Genomic DNA, 16930 nt, shown 5'->3' with positions numbered 1-16930 from the left:
GTCACACCCCCCGTGATGAAAGCTGCATTTCGGTTTGGCGCGCCATTTTCGGATTGTCCGAATGGAATTCTCGCACCATTGTCAAGAAGTCGTCAAACAAGTAGCTGGAATCGAACGGTCCCGGAGACGCTTCCGGGTGGTACTGTACAGAGAATGCAGGATGCTTCTCATGGCGAAGACCTTCGATCGTCCGATCGTTGTTGTTGATGTGCGTCACAATCAAGCCCGTGCCCGCAACGGATTGTTCGTCAACGGTGTAGCCGTGGTTTTGCGAAGTAATGTAGCAGCGGCCGGATGCAAGATCCTTTACCGGATGGTTTCCGCCGCGGTGGCCGAACTTCAGCTTCACCGTATCCGCTCCGCTCGCCAGCGCGAACAGCTGGTGCCCGAGGCAAATGCCGAAGATCGGCAGCACGCCGAGCAGCTCGCGGATCATCTGTACCGCATGCGGCACGTCTTTCGGGTCCCCAGGGCCGTTGGAAAGCAGCACGCCGTCCGGTCTCAGCCGCAAAATTTGTTCCGCTGTCGTATCGTGCGGTACGACGACGACATCGCAGCCGCGTGTGGTCAAATCGCGGAGAATCCCGCTCTTGGAGCCGAAGTCTACGAGCACGATTCTTTCTCTTGTTCCCGGCGAGCTGTAAACGCTCTTCGTGGAAACGCGCTCCACCTGATCGCGCAGCAGCTCCTCCGAACCGAGCGCCGAGCGAAGCTCTTCCTCGGATACGTCGCCGGCTGCAAGGATGCCTTTCATCGTTCCGGCGCTGCGGATTTTACGAGTCAGCATTCTAGTATCGATGCCGCTGATTCCGACGATGCCGTATTCTTTCAGCAGCGTTCCGAGGCTGTATTGAGCCCTCCAGTTACTGGGCACTTCTTCATGCCGTCTGACGACAAACCCGTGCACGAACGGGCGTACCGCTTCGAAATCGTCTCGAGTGATGCCGTAATTGCCGATCAGCGGATATGTCATCGTCACGATTTGGCCGCAGTAGGACGGATCGCTCAGCACCTCTTGGTAGCCTGTAATGCCCGTATTAAAAACGACCTCGCCAACTTGACGCCCTTCCGCGCCGAACGATTCTCCCGTAAACAGCGTTCCGTCTTCCAACAATAGCTTAGCCTGCATGGTTGCCGCTCCCCCCTGTCTTTAGTTCCGACCATACGATGCTTCCGTTCACCATCGTAAGCACCGGCCAGCCTTTCAGCTTCCATCCTCCGAACGGCGTGTTGCGGCTCTTACTTGCGAATGCCGCAGGGTCCACCGAGCGTTCTTCATTCAAATCGATAATCGTAATGTCGGCCGGCGCCCCTTCTTCCAGACGCCCTTCCTGTAAGCCGAACAGTTCGGCCGGTTTTTTGGACATTTTCTCAAGAAGGAACGAGAGCGTCCATCGGCCTGTCGCCACAAATTTCGTATACAGCAGCGGGAACGCCGTCTCCAATCCGACGATGCCGAACGGAGCGCGGTCCATTCCGCGGGCTTTCTCTTCCTCGCTGTGCGGGGCATGGTCCGTGACGATGATGTCGATCGTTCCGTCCTCCACCGCCGCAATCATCGCTTCTACGTCTCTCGGTGTGCGCAGCGGCGGGTTCATTTTCCAATTGGCGTCCATGGAATCCGGAATGTCCTCGTCGCTCAGCAGCAGATGATGCGGACATACCTCTGCAGTGACGTTCACGCCTGAAGCCTTGCCGAGTCGGATCAAGCGCACCGACTGCTCCGTAGATACGTGACATACGTGATAATGAACGCCTGTCGCTTCGGCCAACAGGATGTCGCGTCCGACGTGAATCGCCTCGGATTCGTTCGGAATGCCTTTCAAGCCGTGCCTGCGGGCAAATTCGCCTTCCGTCACGGATGCTCCCTTAACGAGCGAGTCATCCTCGCAGTGCGCCACGATCGGCATGCCGAGCGCCGCCGCCCTGCGCATCGCTTCCTTCATCATTGCCGCCGTTTGCACGCCGACGCCGTCGTCGGTGAAAGCGAACGCTCCCGCGTTCTTCAGCCCCTCAAAATCGGTAAGCTCCCTGCCTAGTTCGCCGACCGATATGCACCCGTACGGCAATACTTTAACCTTGCCGACCTCCGCCGCCTTGTCGACGACGTATTTTACCGTTTCCGCTTGATCGAGCACCGGTCTCGTATTGGGCATGCAGGCGACCGTCGTAAATCCGCCGCGCGCGGCCGATTCCGTTCCTGTCTTAATATCTTCTTTATATTCAAAGCCCGGATCGCGCAGATGGACGTGCACGTCGATCAATCCGGAGGATATCAGTCTTCCTTCCGCATCCACGACCGTATGCCCGTTCGTTTGTTCCGCTTCTGCGCGGTCCGCAATTTTGCGAATCGTACCGTTCTCGATCAATACCGCCGCTTCCCGTAGCTCTCCGTCGCCGGCGTCGATCTTCCCGTTTATCAGCCATATGCCCATCGATGCTTCTCTCCGTTTCTCTCAAAACTATTTTTGCTCGAAAATTATCCTAAAAGAGCCCGTTCAAGCACCGCCATTCGAATCGGAACGCCGTTCGACATTTGCTCGAAAATTTTGGAGTTCCCGCATTCGACCAGCCGGTCGTCGATCTCCACGTTCCGATTAACCGGCGCCGGGTGCATAATAATCGCATGCGGCTTCATCAGCGCCGCCCGTTCCGCGGTCAGTCCGTATGCCGCCCGGTATTCCTCGGCGGAGCCGAACAGCCCGTCCTCGTGCCGTTCGAGCTGTACCCGCAGCATCATGACGACGTCGGCTTTGAGCGCTTCTTCCATCGTTACGAAAGAGGCATGCTCGGCAAGGTCCGGCGCGGTCATATTGCCCGGCGCGCAAAACTGTACGTTGGCGCCCATCGTTTGCAGCGCCCACAGGTTCGAACGCGCGACGCGGGAGTGCTTCACGTCTCCGATGATCGAGACCGTCAGCCCGGCGACCGTGCCGAAATGCTTGCGCATCGTGTACAGGTCCAGAAGCGCCTGTGTCGGGTGCTCGTTGTTTCCGTCTCCGGCGTTAATGATCGGCACCTTCACCCGTTCGGCAAGCTCCTGCATGACGCCGACCGCTTTGATCCGAACGACGCCGGCGTGAATGCCCATCGATTCAAGCGTCCGGACCGTGTCGTAAATCGACTCTCCCTTTTGCACGCTGGAGGCCGCCGCCGAAAAATTCAGCACCTCGGCTCCAAGCCGTTTCTCCGCCACTTCGAAGGAAAACCGCGTTCGGGTGCTGTTTTCGAAAAACATGTTCGCTACAAAATAGCCGCTCAACGTATTCGTGATCGTAACGGGATGCGATTCCCAGAAGGCCGCCCGGTCCAAAATACCGGTGATTTCGCTTTGGGACATTCCTCGGAGTCCGATGAGATGTCTCGATTGTTTCACTTGAAGCCCCGCCATTATGACTCTCCCCTTTTCCCCGAAATCGTTACTTCGTCCTTGCCGTCGACTTCCGTCAGGCTCACTTCGATTTTTTCGAGTCTGGAGGTAGGGATGTTTTTGCCGACATAGTCGGCCCGAATCGGGAGCTCGCGGTGTCCCCGGTCGATCAGGACAGCCAGCTGAATCGACTGCGGCCGTCCGCCGTCGATCACCGCATCCATGGCGGCGCGGACCGTGCGTCCCGTATAAAGCACGTCGTCGAACAAGATGACCTTGCGCCCTGACACAAGTAACGAGTCAACCGGCTTTGTGCGCGTCCTTACGGTCTCGCCGCCCAAGTCGTCCCGATAGCCCGTAATGTCGATTTCCCCGAGCGGAACCGTTTCGCCTTCGATTTCCGCAATTTTCTCGGCGATTCGCCGCGCGAGGAAAATGCCTCGGGTACGAATGCCTACGAAGGTGCAGTCCTGTACCCCTTTGTTTTTCTCCAAGATCTCGTGTGCAATTCGTGTGAGCGCTCTGCGGATTGCCGTTTCGTCCAATAAAGTTGTCTTTGTGACCATAGAAAAAACTCCTTGTCCGAATGGGCAAGGAGTCGCTTGATGCGTACGCGGAGGCAGGCCGCTGCCTGCAAACAAACCGTCTCCGTATCGGACACATTCATTCGTTCGGCGCGGATGCTTGCGTCGCATCAATTCCGGTCACCTTGCCAGCCTCTCTGGACTGAATTTAAAGGTGCTATGCAATTACTGAAATTATGACACGAAAGCTGCGGCCAAGTCAACCATAACTTTGCCCGCACACATATGCTATGATGGACAATATGTACATAAGGCAGGTGCGCCATTCATGCTAGAGCATTTCATTAACCGAAACGTCCGATCGATCGCGATTTCCGGCATTCGCCAGATGGCGAACCGGGTCGCGCAGTATAAAGACGTCCTGTCGCTCACGATCGGCCAGCCCGACTTTCCGACGCCGGATCATATTATCGAGGCTGCGAAGCAAGCCGCCGACAGCGGCAAAACCGTATATACGCCAAACGCCGGTTTACCGGAGCTTAGGGAAGCCGCATGCGGTTTTATCAAAACCAAATACGGTTTGGACTACCGGGCGGCCGATGAAGCAATCGTGACAGTCGGCGCCAGCGAAGCCATCGATATGGCGCTGCGCACGATTTTGGAGCCAGGCTGCGAGGTCGTTCTCCCGGCGCCCGTATACCCCGGGTACGAGCCGCTCATCCGTCTTTGCGGCGCGACCCCCGTGTATGCGGATGTCACTTCCACCGGCTTTAAGCTGACGGCGGAGCTGCTTGAACCGCTGCTTACGGAGCGAACGCGCTGTGTCATCCTCGCCTCCCCTTCCAACCCGACCGGGGTTGCGTTAACGGAGGACGAGCTGTCAGAACTTGCGGCGTTGCTTTCTCGAAAACAACTGTTCGTCATCTCCGACGAAATTTACAGCGAGCTCATGTATGACCGCGGGCACGCTTCGATCGCCACGCTGCCGGGGATGCGCGAAAGGACGATCGTCGTGAACGGGCTGTCCAAATCGCATTCCATGACCGGCTGGCGGATCGGGCTTGCGTTTGCGCCGGCGTACCTTTCGCAGCACATGCTGAAGGTGCATCAATACAACGTTACCTGCGCGAGCTCGATCAGCCAGTACGCTGCGATCGAAGCCTTGACGGCGGGCAGAGACGACGCAGAGCCGATGCGGGACGAATACCGCCGCCGCCGGGATTACGCGCTGGAGAGGCTGAACGCCGCCGGCATCGATGTCGTAAAGCCGGACGGAGCTTTCTATTTGTTCCCTTCGGTACGAAAGTTCGGGCTCGATTCTACGTCTTTTGCATACCGCTTGTTGGACGAACAGCGAGTAGCCGTTGTCCCGGGCAACGCCTTTACCGCGCTCGGCGAAGGGTACGTCCGCCTCTCCTACGCTTGCTCCATGGATACGCTGAAAGAGGCGCTTGCGAGGCTGGAAACGTTCGCCGCTTCGCTGAAATAAACGAATAAAGCCTTTGATCGTCTCGTCGTCGAGATCGGATCAAAGGCTTTTTATTTCATCGGCCCTTTAAATAGGCGGTAACCGTCCGAATCGCAACGTCGATTGCGCCTTCGTTCGGCTCGATTTTGGCGTGGTGCAGACCGTAGGGCGTATCGACGCCGAGCCAAAACATAAATCCCGGAATATCTTTAAGAAAATATCCGAAATCTTCGCCCGTCATCGCTTCGGTGCATTCCACCAACGTTACGTCGGGCAGATGGCCCCGCACAAAATTCATGAAGTCCTGCGTCGTTTCCTCATGATTGTATACCTGGTAATAGTTCGACCCGTAATCGAGCTTCGCTTGAACGCCGTAACCGGCTTCCACGCCGCGGATCAGCGCTTCGATGCGGCCTTTGACCGCCTTCATCGACGCGTCCGAAAGCGTGCGGATCGTTCCCTCCAGCCGAACGCGCTCGGCGATAATGTTTTGCCGCGTGCCGCCTTGGATGACGCCGAGCGTAACGACCGCGGAATCGAGCGGGTTCACGTTCCGCGAGACGATCGTCTGCAGCTGCATCACCAAGGCGGCGGCGGCTACGATCGTATCGTTCGTCCGATGCGGGAACGCCGCATGCCCCCCGACTCCCTGCAGATCGATGAACAGCTCCGACGTGTTCGCGAACAAAATTCCGGGGCGCGTCGCGATCGTTCCGACCGGATATTCCGGCGCGATATGCAGCGCCAAGATCAGGTCGGGCCGCCACGCGCGGAACTCCTCGCTCTCCATCATCGGCAGCGCGCCGCCGGGCCCTTCCTCCGCCGGCTGAAAAATAACGACCGCATGATCGTCGATCGGCTCGTTCGCCAGCTGCGTCAGCACGCCGAGACCGATCGCCATATGCATATCGTGCCCGCAGGCGTGCATGAAGCCGGGATGCTCCGAGCGAAACTCGTACCCGGTCTCCTCCTCGATCGCGAGCGCATCCATGTCGGCCCTATAGCCGACCGTTCGATCGCCGACGAGGCCTTTCACGCGCACCAGAATGCCGGTGCGCCACGTTCTCACTTCCAGCCTCTCTTGCGGCAGGGAGCTTATATAATCCAGAAGGAGCGCTTGCGTCTTAAACTCCCGGAAGCCGGGCTCCGGAATGCGGTGCAGCTTCCTCCGGAGCTCGACGAAGACGGCGGATGATGCGGCCATGCTTAAGCAGCTCCTTCGCTTATTTCAAGTTGCGCAATTCTTGAATGATTTCCGTCTTCGATTTCGTCTTCTCGTCCACCTGCTTGATTACGCGTGCTGGCACGCCGGCAACGACCGTGTACGGAGCGACGTCTTCTACAACGACGGCGCCGGCGGCAACGACGGCGCCCTTGCCGACGCGGATGCCTTCGAGAATGACGGCGTTCGCGCCGATCACGACGTCGTCCTCAATGACGACCGGCTGCGCGGACGGCGGCTCGATGACGCCGGCAAGCACCGCTCCCGCTCCGACGTGGCACATTTTGCCGACTTGTACGCGCCCGCCGAGCGTCGCGTTCATGTCGATCATCGTGCCTTCGCCGATTACGACGCCGATGTTGATGACGGCGCCCATCATGATGACCGCGTTGTCGCCGATCGTCACTTTGTCGCGGATGACGGCGCCCGGTTCGATGCGGGCGTTCACGCCCTTCATGTCAAGCAACGGAATGGCGGAATTGCGGCGGTCGTTTTCGATTTCGAAATATTCGATCGTCGATTTGCTCGCGTCAAGCAGGGGCTGCACTTCGTCAAGATAACCGAAGATGACGCCGCCGCCGGCGCCGAAATCGAACACCTTAACGGATGCGCCGCGCTCGCCCGCCGCAAGCGTGCCTTTGTAATATACCTTTACCGGCGTAACCTTCTTGCTGTTCTTGATAAAATTAATAATTTCCATCGTCTCGTTCATAACCTTTTGCTCCTCCGATTTGAAAATGGTATATGTCTGGAGTTACTGCAAACGCAGCTCCTCGAGCAGCTCCTTCATATCGTCCGGCATTGGCGCTTCGAAGGTGAGCCGCTGCCCGGTGCGCGGATGCGTAAACCCTAAAACCGCCGCGTGCAATGCTTGTCCCGGCACGCGCATCGTCCGCCCTTTGGCGCGCCCGTACACCGGGTCCCCCGCAAGCGGGTGGCCGATATATTTCATATGTACGCGGATTTGGTGCGTGCGTCCGGTTTCGAGCATGAGCTCCAGCAGCGAATAACCCGCAAAACGCTCCGCCACGACGAAATGCGTCACCGCATGCTTGGCGTTGCGGTCGGTAACGGTATACAGCTTCCGGTCATGCGGGTCCCGGCCGATCGGAGCGTCGATCGTCCCTTGATCGTGCTCGATATTGCCGTGAACGACCGCCAAATATTTGCGCGTCACGGAATGCTCCTTGAGCTGCTCCGCCAGCCCGTTATGAGCAAGATCGTTCTTCGCCGCCATCAGCAAGCCGGACGTATCTTTGTCGATCCGGTGAACGATGCCCGGCCTCAGCTCCCCGTTTATGCCCGACAAATCCTTACAATGATACATTAACGCGTTGACGAGCGTTCCGCTCGGATGTCCGGCGGCCGGGTGCACAACCATCCCCCGCGGCTTGTTGATTACGATCAAGTCGCTGTCCTCATACACGATGTCAAGCGGTATCGGCTCCGGATCGATTTCCGCCGTAACCGGCTCCGGGATGACGATCGTTATCTCATCGCCGGCGGCCACCTTATAGTTCGGCTTCACTTCCCGGCCGTTCACAGTCACATTAGCCTCCCGAATCCAATCCTGCAGCTGCGACCGCGACACGTCCTCCGGAACGTAGTCCAAAAGCAGCTTGTCGATCCGCTCGCCAGCCGATGGTTCGTCGATCGAAACCGATATGGATTCCAAATCGTCAGCTTCCTCCGTCATACGCTTACCTCCGTTTTTTCCCGTCGTCCCGCCAAGAGCGTATCCGCAAAAATAAGAATAATACCTACTACGATGCCGCAATCCGCTACGTTAAAGATCGGGAAATCGTAGGTGAACGGAATTCCGATTTTCGTGAAATCGAAATAAAAGTGAAGAAAATCGACGACTTCCCCGTGCAGCAACCGGTCGATGAAGTTGCCGACGGCACCTCCGAGCAGAAGCGAGAGCGCGAACGGCAGCAGCTTTCGGCCGTCCTTGATCGTTCGGCGCAAATACCAAATGATGCCGGTTACGACTACGATTGTAATTATAATGAAAAACAATCGCTGGCCCTGAAGAATTCCCCATGCCGCCCCCCGGTTCCGGTGAGACGTAATGGTAAAGAAATCGCCGATGACCGGTATGACGTCACCAAGATTCATGTTTGCAACAATCAAGCGCTTTGTCCATTGATCCAAGATCAACACAGCCAGCGCCATAATCCAGTATCTCACCTATGAGGCCTCCTATATTCGGGCGCTTTTCCATGCGTCATTGTACCATAGCATTCCCCAAACCGTCCACGTTCGCCCCAATTCCGCTATCATTTCCCTCATGTAAAATGTCCTCGGACCGCAAACCATAACCATACGCTATAGAGCAGAAAGGGGCTTATGCCATGCAAGCGACACTAAGCGAAAACCAGCTTACCCGGCTTCGTCAGGCGCTGCTGAAAGAGCGCGACGAATTGCGCGGGCACTTGCGGGAAAGCGGAAAGTTCGGCATGAATGAGCCGATGGGCGCTCAGCTGGGCGAGCTTTCCTTATACGACAATCATCCCGGCGATATCGGCAGCGAGCTCTTTGAGCGGGGAAAAGACCTTGCCCTGACGGAAGTGCTGGAGCATCAGCTGGAAAAAGCGGAGGCCGCCCTTGCGCGTATGGATAAGGGCACCTACGGCGTTTGCGCCGAATGCGGCGAGCCGATTCCTTATGAACGACTTGAGGCGCTTCCTTCAGCCGATTACTGCATGCGCCACGTCCCGGACGACGAGCTGTCCTACCGACGCCCGCGGGAGGAACAGTTTCTGCGCCCCGCCATGCGGTCGGATACCGACGATTTGGACAGTACGATGTTCGACGGCGAAGACGCTTGGCAAATCGTTGAAGCCTGGGGCAACTCCAACTCGCCGGCCATGTCCGAAAACCGGGATATCGACGATTATAACGAAATGAAAATCGAGGTTGACGAAAACGAAGGTTACGTCGAGCCGATCGAGAGCTTTTTGGCTACCGACATTTACGGCAATAACGTAACCTTCATGAGAAACACCGAATACTTGAAATATATGGCCGGCCGCGAAGGCTACGGCTTGCTTGAGCCCGATGAGACGGTGGACGAAGAGGATTTAGGGACTCAAAGTCAAAGCTATCAGTAAAAGCCCCCGTATCCTCCGTCCATATGCATCTGCACGGACTCCACCAGCTCGGCGATGTAATGGCCGATAATCGGCAAATCCAGCGCGCCGAGCTGGCGCAGTACATAAACGATCGTAGCCGAAAAAATCGTAAAGCCGATCGCAATGCCTACGCCTCGGGAAATGCCGGAAACAACATTCGTAAAAATAAGCCGACGGGGAGAATTCAACAATTGCACGTATTCCGCTATTTGCGCACGTTCCAGATGATCAGCGATACGTTCAACCTTTTCTTCGATACTGCTCTCGGCCGTCGCCACTTTAGCAAACCTCCTATAGAGCTTCTACCACCTCGACGCAGCGGTTGCACAAGGCGGGATGCTTCTCGTTCGTGCCTACTTCCGGGGTTACGTTCCAGCAGCGCTCGCATTTGCCGCCTTCCGCCGTTTCCACAGCTACGGACAAGCCTTTCAGCGGCAGCGCTCCTTCCGGCGCCGTCTCTTGCGCCGCGTGCACCGTCACCGCGGAGACAATAAACAATGCGTGCAGGTTATCGAATTGCTTCAGCAATTCGCCGGTTTCCGCGCTCGGATAAATATGCACGTGAGCGCTGAGCGAATTGCCGATGCGCTTATCCTTCCGCGCGGCCTCAAGCGCTTTAAGCACCTCGTCCCGTACGTCGATCAGCTTTTCCCACTTCCGCTCGAGCGCCTCGTCAAACACGCTTTCATTTACCGGCGAGTACACCGTCAGTTGTACGCTCGGCTCTTCTACGCCGGGGATGTATCTCCATACCTCGTCCGCCGTATGCGGCAAAATCGGAGAAATGAGCTGCGTGATCGTAAGCAGCGACCGGTACATCACAAATTGCGTCTGCTTGCGAAGCGGATCGTTTTGCGAATCGGCATATAAACGGTCCTTCATAATATCGAGATAGAACGCGCTCATTTCCACAGCCAAGAAGTGGTGCACAGCTTGATACACCGTGTGGAATTCGTAACGCTCATAAGCTTGAAGCACGCGCTGCTTCAGCCGCTCCAGCCGGATGAGCGCAAAGCGGTCCAGCTCGGTCAGCTGCTCAGGTGCAAAGCGGTCGGCGGACGGATCGAAGCCGGACAAGTTCCCCAGGAAGAAACGCATCGTATTGCGGATTTTCCGGTACACTTCCGCGGTTTGCTGCAAAATGTTATCCGACAGCCGCACGTCCTGCTGGTAATCGACGGACGATACCCACAAACGTAGGATATCCGCTCCGAGCGTATCGCATACTTTCAGCGGGTCGACGGTATTGCCGAGCGATTTGGACATTTTGCGGCCTTCGCCGTCAAGCGTAAACCCGTGACTTAATACCGACTTGTACGGCGCAACTCCCTTTACGGCAACCGACGTGATCAGCGACGAGTTGAACCAGCCGCGGTATTGGTCGGAGCCTTCTAAATACAAATCCGCCGGGAAATGCAGTTCGTCTCGCGCGTCCAATACAGCCATATGGCTGCTTCCGGAGTCGAACCATACGTCCATGATGTCGGTTTCCTTCCGGAACTCGCCGTGCCCGCACTTGGCGCACACCGTCCCTTCCGGAAGCAACTCGGCTTCGGATTTGCTGAACCATGCGTTGGAGCCTTCCGCTTCAAAGACGGAAGCAACCTTCTCGATCGTCGCGTCGTTCACGAGCGGCTCGTTGCAGTGGCGGCAGTAAAAAATCGGAATCGGCACGCCCCATACGCGCTGGCGGGAAATACACCAGTCGCCGCGGCCTTCGATCATATTGTGAAGGCGCACCTCGCCCCACTCCGGCGTCCATTTCACCTTCTTGATCTCATCCAGCATCGTCTCGCGGAACGCGTCGATCGAAGCGAACCATTGCTCCGTCGCGCGGTAAATAACCGGCTTCTTCGTACGCCAATCGTGCGCATATTGGTGCTTGATAAAGCTCATGTGGAGCAGATGCCCCGATTCCTTCAGCTTCTCGGTAATGATTTTATTGGCGCTGTCGTAGAACAAGCCTTCGAAGCCAGGCGCTTCCGACGTGAAATGCCCTTGATCGTCGATCGGGCTGAGCACGCCGATATTGTAGCGCTGTCCGACCGCGAAATCCTCCTCGCCGTGACCCGGCGCCGTATGGACGCAGCCGGTACCGGCGTCGAGCGTTACGTGGTCGCCGACCATCACCAGCGAATCGCGATCGTAGAACGGGTGCTTGCAGACGACATACTCAAGCTCAGTGCCCTTCAGCGTGCCCGTCACCTTCGGCTCTTCCCAGCCCAGCTCCTTCGCCACGCTCTCGAGCAGCCCTTCCGCCAGCACGAACTTGCGGCCGCCCGCTTCCACGATGACGTAATCGAAATCCGGATGTACGGAAATGCCGAGGTTAGCCGGAAGCGTCCAAGGCGTCGTCGTCCAAATGACGACGGCCGCGTCCTGCGGCAGCTTGCCTTTGCCGTCTTTTACGTCGAAGGCGACGTAAATCGAAGGCGACGTTTTTTCGCGGTATTCGATTTCGGCTTCCGCCAAGGCGCTTTCGGACGACGGTGACCAGTAGACCGGCTTTAATCCTTTATAGATATATCCTTTGCTCACCATCCGCCCGAACAGGCGAATTTGCTGCGCTTCGTATTTCGGCTCCAGCGTAATATACGGATTATCCCAGTCGCCGCGCACCGCCAGCCGTTTAAATTGCAATTTTTGCTTCTCGACCCACTCAAGCGCGTACTCGGCGCACAGCTTGCGGAATTCGAGCGTCGACATCTTTTTGCGGTCCGCTCGCCCGCTGTTGGCGATCGCCTGCTCGATCGGCAGCCCGTGCGTATCCCAGCCCGGAACGTACGGCGCATCGAAGCCTTGCAGCGATTTGAAGCGCACGATGAAATCCTTGAGCACCTTGTTCAGCGCATGCCCGATATGAATGTCCCCGTTCGCGTAAGGAGGGCCGTCGTGCAGCACAAACTTCGGCTTGCCTTTTCTTTTTTCGGCCACTTGCTTGTAGATGTTCGTCTCTTCCCAAGATTTCTGCATGTTCGGCTCCGCCTGAGGCAGGTTGCCCCTCATCGGAAAGTCCGTTTGCAGCAAATTGAGCGTTTTGCCGTAATCCATTTTTCCCACTCCTTATATTGTTTCTTCTTAATGCCTGTAAACGCAAAAAAACTTTCCGCCCAAGGGACGAAAAGTTTCGGTTTCGTGGTACCACCCTTCTGATCCGCTGTAAAAAGCGAGGTGCCTGCTGGAGGCAGCCGCGTTAAAAGCGAATCACTCAGACATCGGTAACGGGATGAACCGGCTCGCGCTAATGGGCATATGCCGTTCGGGCGAGCGCTCATGGATGATTTTCGGCCGCTGGATGCGCACCGGGCTCTCACCTTTCCCCGGCTCTCTGTGCGATCGACGTACGGCGTACTCGTTCCATTCAACGCTTTCAGGCGTACAAAAAAATTTGATAACTATGTTATCAGAACGTTACGGGAAAAGCAACGGATTATTCCCGAAAGCCGAGCCCGTTTACTTCTCTAAGGGCAGGTCCCGGAGAAGACTCCAGCGTATCCCAGCTGTCTTGGTTCAGCATCTCAAGCTGCGCTTCAATGAGCGTCTTAAATCTTGTGCGGTAGATGGAAGCTTGTTTCTTCAGCTCCTCGGTCTCGAGCGCAACCTTCCGGGACTTCACGAGCGACTCGTTGATGATGCGGTCGGCGTTCTTCTCCGCTTCCTTAATGATCAACTGCGCTTCCTTCTTCGCGTTCGACTTCACTTCGTCGGCCGCCTCTTGGGCGACGATGATCGTCTTCGAGAGCGTCTCCTCAATGTTGGCGAAATGTCCGAGCTTTTCGGACAACGACTGAACTTGGGAATGAAGCTCTTTATTTTCGCGAATGAGCGCCTCGTAATCTTTAATGATCTGGTCTAAAAATTCGTTGACCTCATCCTCGTCGTAACCGCGAAGTCGTCTGCTGAATTCCTTGTTATGAATATCGAGCGGCGTTAACGGCATAGGTGCACCTCCTGAATACTTTCCAAAGCGAAAGGAATAAACTTAGCTAGCACAACTAGTTCGACATGTTCCGCCCGATTTCCTGCTAATGTCTCAAGCAAATTTCCCTATTTTTAGACGAATGCGACCTTTCTTCGACAAGCCTTCGACAGCAAGCAGCTTAAATCTTCCGAAGCCTTGAACGGAAATGACGTCCCCTTCCTTCAGCTGCGCGGAAGGATTCTCCTCCACCTTCCAGTTTACCTTGCACCGTCCGTTCTGAATCGGAGCTATCACCTTCGCGCGGGAAAGCCGGGTCGCTTCGCTTACGATGCCGTCAAGCCGCATGGAGGCAACGGTGCAGAACATCTCCTCCATCTGCTGCGCCGCAGTCTGCAGCCGCTCTAGCGGGACGATGTCCGCGGAGACGCGAATGCGCCCCGCCTGATTCATATGTAATGAGAAAAAAGACGCCATCTCCTCCGCAATGAGGATATGGCAGCCCCAGTCGTGAACGTGAATATCGCCGATCTTGTCCCGTTTGACGCCTAGCCCGAGAATCGCGCCCAAATAATCGCCGTGCTCCAAATCCGCGACCTTCGGATCGTCGCTGCGAAGCTCAAGCACCCCGATTCCGATCGGCTCAACCTGCGGATCGGCATATTCCGGCGTGATGACGGCTCTTACCCGTTCGGCGCCTTCCCAGCCGCCGTCAAGTCTAAGCCTGACGTAATCGTCCCGGTTGGCAAGCGCAGTGAGGATGAACGCCTGCCGGGGATCCAAAAAATCGGTTCTTCTGATTTGGTGGTATTTGCCCGCGTCTAGTACCCACTCGGCCGCTTTGTCGACGAGCGGCTTTTCGTCCGGATGAAAATGCTCGTATATCGGCTGTTTCATTACGCTCCGACAATCCAGCCGATGACCGCGAATACCCCGAGCCTAACGAAGTGCAGCGCAAACAGCGCCACGATCGGAGAAACGTCGATCATGCCGCCGATCGGCGGGATAAATCGGCGAAACGGCGTCAAATACGGCTCTACCAGCTTGCCGAGCAGGTTCCCGATAAAGCTTTCGCGGGCGTTCGGCACCCAGGAGAGCAAAATATACGCAATAATCATATAGTTATAAATCGTGAACAAATAGTCTATCAATGAAATCAACTGAAGCAACGCGGAACCACCTCTTTAGTAAAAATTAAGTGTTGTCGCTCATCATATCGGAAATCGTTCCTTGGATTTCTACGGAATCCGGCGTGCATACGAAAATGTTCGGCCCCACCTTCGAGATGGATCCGTTGAGCGCATATACGGTTCCGCTTAAAAAATCGACGATTCTCATCGCCTGCTCCGGGCGTACGCGCTGCAAATTAACGAGCACCGCCTTGCGGACGCGCAAGTGATCGGCGATGTTCTGCGTCTCTTCGTAATTGCGGGGCTCGCAGAGAACGAGCTTGGACGATTTTTGCGAAGAATGCAAGCTGACGACGTTATTCTTTATTTTACGGACTTCGTTCGGATTGGTTTCAGGCTCCTCGTTAACATCATACGCCTGCTCCCGTTCGTTCAATTCTTCTTCTTCCTGCAAACCGAAAAAATTCATAAATTTGTTCATAACTCCCATGTCCTTATCCTCCTTAAACTCTTTACTCATCTTTACCCACTAGCACGGACCCTAAACGAATCCATGTCGCCCCTTCCTCGATTGCTATTTCAAAATCGTTAGACATACCCATGGACAGATGGGGCACTGCGCGCCGGTAAACGGACGCTGCGTTGGCCGCGTCGCGCAGCCTCCGCAATTCGCGGAACACCGGGCGCGTTAACTCGGGGTCCTCTTCGTGCGGAGCCATCGTCATCAGTCCGATGACTTCTATATTTGGCAGCTGGTTCAGCTCTCGTAAGAACGACTGCAGTTCGGCGGGCGGCAAACCGTATTTGGTATCTTCCCCCGAAACATTCACTTGCACGAAGCACGGCACGATCAAATCGAGCCGGGCCGCTTTCTTCTGCAGCTCCGCCGCAAGCGACAGACGGTCCAAAGAGTGAAAGTATTGAAACTTTCCGACAACGTCCTTCACTTTGTTTGTCTGCAAATGTCCGATAAAGTGCCAAACGCCTTGACCTTGCGCGCCGATCGCTTCCCACTTGTCTTTGGCATCCTGCCAACGGTTTTCGCCGACGTGAATCAGGCCGGAGTCCACCGCCTCCTTCGTGCGTTCGAGCGAAACGTATTTCGTCACGGCGATTATATTCACGCTATCGGGGGCTCGTCCGCTTCGGCGGCAGGCGTCCTCGACCCGCCGGCGCACCTCGGCGATCCTTGCCTGTAAAGCCTCGCTCATCCTGCTGTCACCTCGCTTACAATCCCAATCCAAGCCGTCATTCTTCCTGTTTTGCCGCATTCCTTGCGGTGAGAAAAAAACAGATCGGTGCGGCAGCTCGTGCAGTACCCTGTTATTTCGATATGTTTCGGCAAAATTCCTGCTTTTGCTAACAATTTTGCGTTCAATTTCGACAAGTCCAGCATGTAACGCCCCGGAGCTCTCGAGGATACGAAATGTTCGCCTTCTTCTCCGCCCGCTTCCTTCACTCGGCAAATCACGGCATCGTCGACCTCGTAGCAGCAAGCTTGAATCGAAGGACCGATCGCCGCCAGCATCCGTGCCGGGTCGGAGCCGTACGCGAGGCGCATCGCCTCCACCGTTTTCCCCGCCACATCGGCTGCGGTGCCCCGCCAGCCCGCGTGAGCGACGCCTACGGCGCGATGGTCCGGATCGACAAACCAGAGCGGGACGCAGTCGGCGTAGAATGCCGCAAGCATGACGCCCGGCTCGTTCGTGATAAGCCCGTCCTTGCTTGCAATCGCTTCTTCCCGACTCTCCCGGCCCGCTCCGCGGAGCTCCCGCGTAACGGCCAGCACGTCGCTGCCGTGCACTTGCTCTGCGCAAGTCCAAGCGTCGAAGGAAAAGCTTGCGCGCTGCGCGAGCAGCTTACGGTTCGCAATGACATCTTCCGGATTGTCGCCGACATGCAGCGCGCAATTGAGGCTATCCCAAGCCCCGCCGCCTACTCCGCCGAAGCGCGTCGAAAATCCGGCGCTCAGCCACGGAAAGCGTTCCTGCCAATCGGCTATCGTAAGTAAGGAAGGCTCATCCTGCTTCCCTGCGAAAGGCTCATGCTTTTCATTCGCGAACCCCATGGTCATCCCCTCCGAGACCTCAAGTGTATCACAAAAAGAAACGGCATACGAAAAGAGCATTGTAAGCGGGACGCCCTTTTCATATACCGAGAATT

At 56.3% G+C, this 16930-nt stretch carries 18 protein-coding genes and 1 other annotated feature; of the genes, 2 read left to right on the top strand and 16 right to left on the bottom strand.

Going from position 1 to position 16930, the window contains the following annotated elements; genetic code table 11:
- Position 1: 1 nt before the first annotated feature.
- The 4 genes from carA to pyrR are packed head-to-tail and all read right to left on the bottom strand — an operon-like array spanning position 2 to position 3936.
- A complete protein-coding gene (carA, locus tag PT964_RS10770) occupies positions 2 to 1129 on the bottom strand; it encodes a glutamine-hydrolyzing carbamoyl-phosphate synthase small subunit (protein ID WP_274363352.1) in 1128 nt (375 codons plus the stop codon).
- Entirely contained in the window at positions 1119 to 2435 is a 1317-nt protein-coding gene (locus PT964_RS10765) for a dihydroorotase (RefSeq protein ID WP_274363351.1), read from the bottom strand. The genes carA and PT964_RS10765 overlap by 11 nt, the downstream gene beginning before the upstream one ends.
- A 44-nt stretch (positions 2436 to 2479) precedes the next feature.
- A complete protein-coding gene (locus tag PT964_RS10760; protein ID WP_274363350.1) occupies positions 2480 to 3391 on the bottom strand; it encodes an aspartate carbamoyltransferase catalytic subunit in 912 nt (303 codons plus the stop codon).
- Positions 3391 to 3936 (bottom strand): bifunctional pyr operon transcriptional regulator/uracil phosphoribosyltransferase PyrR, encoded by a 546-nt coding sequence (pyrR, locus tag PT964_RS10755; RefSeq protein WP_274363349.1) that lies wholly within the window; start codon positions 3934 to 3936, stop codon positions 3391 to 3393. The genes PT964_RS10760 and pyrR overlap by 1 nt, the downstream gene beginning before the upstream one ends.
- A 286-nt stretch (positions 3937 to 4222) precedes the next feature.
- Between pyrR and PT964_RS10750 the strand changes: the two genes are divergently transcribed.
- Positions 4223 to 5383, top strand: a complete 1161-nt coding sequence (locus PT964_RS10750; RefSeq protein ID WP_274363348.1) for an aminotransferase A — start codon at positions 4223 to 4225, stop codon at positions 5381 to 5383.
- A gap of 55 nt (positions 5384 to 5438) precedes the next feature.
- Here the strand turns inward: PT964_RS10750 and PT964_RS10745 are convergent, their stop codons facing one another.
- The 4 genes from PT964_RS10745 to lspA are packed head-to-tail and all read right to left on the bottom strand — an operon-like array spanning position 5439 to position 8774.
- Positions 5439 to 6566, bottom strand: coding sequence for an N-acetyldiaminopimelate deacetylase (locus tag PT964_RS10745; RefSeq protein ID WP_274363347.1), 1128 nt, complete (start codon positions 6564 to 6566; stop codon positions 5439 to 5441).
- Between the two features lie 19 nt (positions 6567 to 6585).
- Positions 6586 to 7296, bottom strand: coding sequence for a 2,3,4,5-tetrahydropyridine-2,6-dicarboxylate N-acetyltransferase (gene dapD / locus PT964_RS10740; RefSeq protein WP_274363346.1), 711 nt, complete (start codon positions 7294 to 7296; stop codon positions 6586 to 6588).
- Between the two features lie 42 nt (positions 7297 to 7338).
- On the bottom strand, positions 7339 to 8280 hold the full coding sequence (locus PT964_RS10735; protein ID WP_274363345.1) for an RluA family pseudouridine synthase: 942 nt from the start codon (positions 8278 to 8280) through the stop codon (positions 7339 to 7341).
- On the bottom strand, positions 8277 to 8774 hold the full coding sequence (lspA, locus tag PT964_RS10730) for a signal peptidase II (protein ID WP_274363344.1): 498 nt from the start codon (positions 8772 to 8774) through the stop codon (positions 8277 to 8279). Before lspA ends, PT964_RS10735 begins: the two co-directional genes overlap by 4 nt.
- 164 nt (positions 8775 to 8938) lie before the next feature.
- On the opposite strand from lspA, the gene PT964_RS10725 reads away from it, so the two are divergent.
- A complete protein-coding gene (locus tag PT964_RS10725; RefSeq protein WP_274363343.1) occupies positions 8939 to 9697 on the top strand; it encodes a TraR/DksA C4-type zinc finger protein in 759 nt (252 codons plus the stop codon).
- Here the strand turns inward: PT964_RS10725 and PT964_RS10720 are convergent.
- The 8 genes from PT964_RS10720 to pgeF form a co-directional block, all read right to left on the bottom strand.
- Positions 9691 to 9996: a DUF5665 domain-containing protein gene (locus PT964_RS10720; protein ID WP_274363342.1), complete on the bottom strand. Its 306-nt coding sequence runs from the start codon at positions 9994 to 9996 to the stop codon at positions 9691 to 9693. The genes PT964_RS10725 and PT964_RS10720 overlap by 7 nt on opposite strands.
- A gap of 13 nt (positions 9997 to 10009) precedes the next feature.
- Positions 10010 to 12769, bottom strand: coding sequence for an isoleucine--tRNA ligase (ileS, locus tag PT964_RS10715; protein ID WP_274363341.1), 2760 nt, complete (start codon positions 12767 to 12769; stop codon positions 10010 to 10012).
- A 59-nt stretch (positions 12770 to 12828) separates the two neighbouring features.
- Positions 12829 to 13092, bottom strand: a binding site (T-box leader).
- Between the two features lie 56 nt (positions 13093 to 13148).
- Positions 13149 to 13658 (bottom strand): DivIVA domain-containing protein, encoded by a 510-nt coding sequence (locus PT964_RS10710; RefSeq protein WP_274363340.1) that lies wholly within the window; start codon positions 13656 to 13658, stop codon positions 13149 to 13151.
- A 93-nt stretch (positions 13659 to 13751) separates the two neighbouring features.
- Complete coding sequence (locus PT964_RS10705) at positions 13752 to 14534, bottom strand: YlmH family RNA-binding protein (RefSeq protein WP_274363339.1); 783 nt, start codon at positions 14532 to 14534, stop codon at positions 13752 to 13754.
- Positions 14534 to 14797 (bottom strand): YggT family protein, encoded by a 264-nt coding sequence (locus PT964_RS10700; protein ID WP_274363383.1) that lies wholly within the window; start codon positions 14795 to 14797, stop codon positions 14534 to 14536. Before PT964_RS10700 ends, PT964_RS10705 begins: the two co-directional genes overlap by 1 nt.
- 34 nt (positions 14798 to 14831) lie before the next feature.
- Positions 14832 to 15257, bottom strand: a complete 426-nt coding sequence (locus tag PT964_RS10695) for a cell division protein SepF (protein WP_274363338.1) — start codon at positions 15255 to 15257, stop codon at positions 14832 to 14834.
- A gap of 22 nt (positions 15258 to 15279) precedes the next feature.
- On the bottom strand, positions 15280 to 15978 hold the full coding sequence (locus PT964_RS10690) for a YggS family pyridoxal phosphate-dependent enzyme (RefSeq protein ID WP_274363337.1): 699 nt from the start codon (positions 15976 to 15978) through the stop codon (positions 15280 to 15282).
- The gene (gene pgeF / locus PT964_RS10685) at positions 15975 to 16835 is read right to left on the bottom strand and encodes a peptidoglycan editing factor PgeF (protein WP_274363336.1); all 861 of its coding nucleotides are present in this window, start codon (positions 16833 to 16835) and stop codon (positions 15975 to 15977) included. The genes PT964_RS10690 and pgeF overlap by 4 nt, the downstream gene beginning before the upstream one ends.
- Positions 16836 to 16930 lie beyond the last annotated feature (95 nt).

This window comes from Paenibacillus thermotolerans (assembly GCF_028745515.1).
GTDB lineage: Bacteria > Bacillota > Bacilli > Paenibacillales > YIM-B00363 > Paenibacillus_AE > Paenibacillus_AE thermotolerans.
The sequence above is the reverse complement of the archived record's forward strand: the minus strand, read 5'-3'. Positions and strand labels throughout refer to the sequence as shown.

Bases quoted from the DNA above. Each gene is read 5' to 3' on its own strand.
- PT964_RS10710 (WP_274363340.1), bottom strand. From the start codon at position 13,658: ATGCCGTTAACGCCGCTCGATATTCATAACAAGGAATTCAGCAGACGA.
- carA (WP_274363352.1), bottom strand. From the start codon at position 1,129: ATGCAGGCTAAGCTATTGTTGGAAGACGGAACGCTGTTTACGGGAGAA.
- PT964_RS10760 (WP_274363350.1), bottom strand. From the start codon at position 3,391: ATGGCGGGGCTTCAAGTGAAACAATCGAGACATCTCATCGGACTCCGA.
- ileS (WP_274363341.1), bottom strand. From the start codon at position 12,769: ATGGATTACGGCAAAACGCTCAATTTGCTGCAAACGGACTTTCCGATG.
- PT964_RS10725 (WP_274363343.1), top strand. From the start codon at position 8,939: ATGCAAGCGACACTAAGCGAAAACCAGCTTACCCGGCTTCGTCAGGCG.
- PT964_RS10745 (WP_274363347.1), bottom strand. From the start codon at position 6,566: ATGGCCGCATCATCCGCCGTCTTCGTCGAGCTCCGGAGGAAGCTGCAC.
- PT964_RS10690 (WP_274363337.1), bottom strand. From the start codon at position 15,978: ATGAGCGAGGCTTTACAGGCAAGGATCGCCGAGGTGCGCCGGCGGGTC.
- PT964_RS10705 (WP_274363339.1), bottom strand. From the start codon at position 14,534: ATGAAACAGCCGATATACGAGCATTTTCATCCGGACGAAAAGCCGCTC.
- PT964_RS10765 (WP_274363351.1), bottom strand. From the start codon at position 2,435: ATGGGCATATGGCTGATAAACGGGAAGATCGACGCCGGCGACGGAGAG.
- dapD (WP_274363346.1), bottom strand. From the start codon at position 7,296: ATGAACGAGACGATGGAAATTATTAATTTTATCAAGAACAGCAAGAAG.
- pyrR (WP_274363349.1), bottom strand. From the start codon at position 3,936: ATGGTCACAAAGACAACTTTATTGGACGAAACGGCAATCCGCAGAGCG.
- pgeF (WP_274363336.1), bottom strand. From the start codon at position 16,835: ATGGGGTTCGCGAATGAAAAGCATGAGCCTTTCGCAGGGAAGCAGGAT.
- PT964_RS10750 (WP_274363348.1), top strand. From the start codon at position 4,223: ATGCTAGAGCATTTCATTAACCGAAACGTCCGATCGATCGCGATTTCC.
- PT964_RS10695 (WP_274363338.1), bottom strand. From the start codon at position 15,257: ATGGGAGTTATGAACAAATTTATGAATTTTTTCGGTTTGCAGGAAGAA.
- PT964_RS10735 (WP_274363345.1), bottom strand. From the start codon at position 8,280: ATGACGGAGGAAGCTGACGATTTGGAATCCATATCGGTTTCGATCGAC.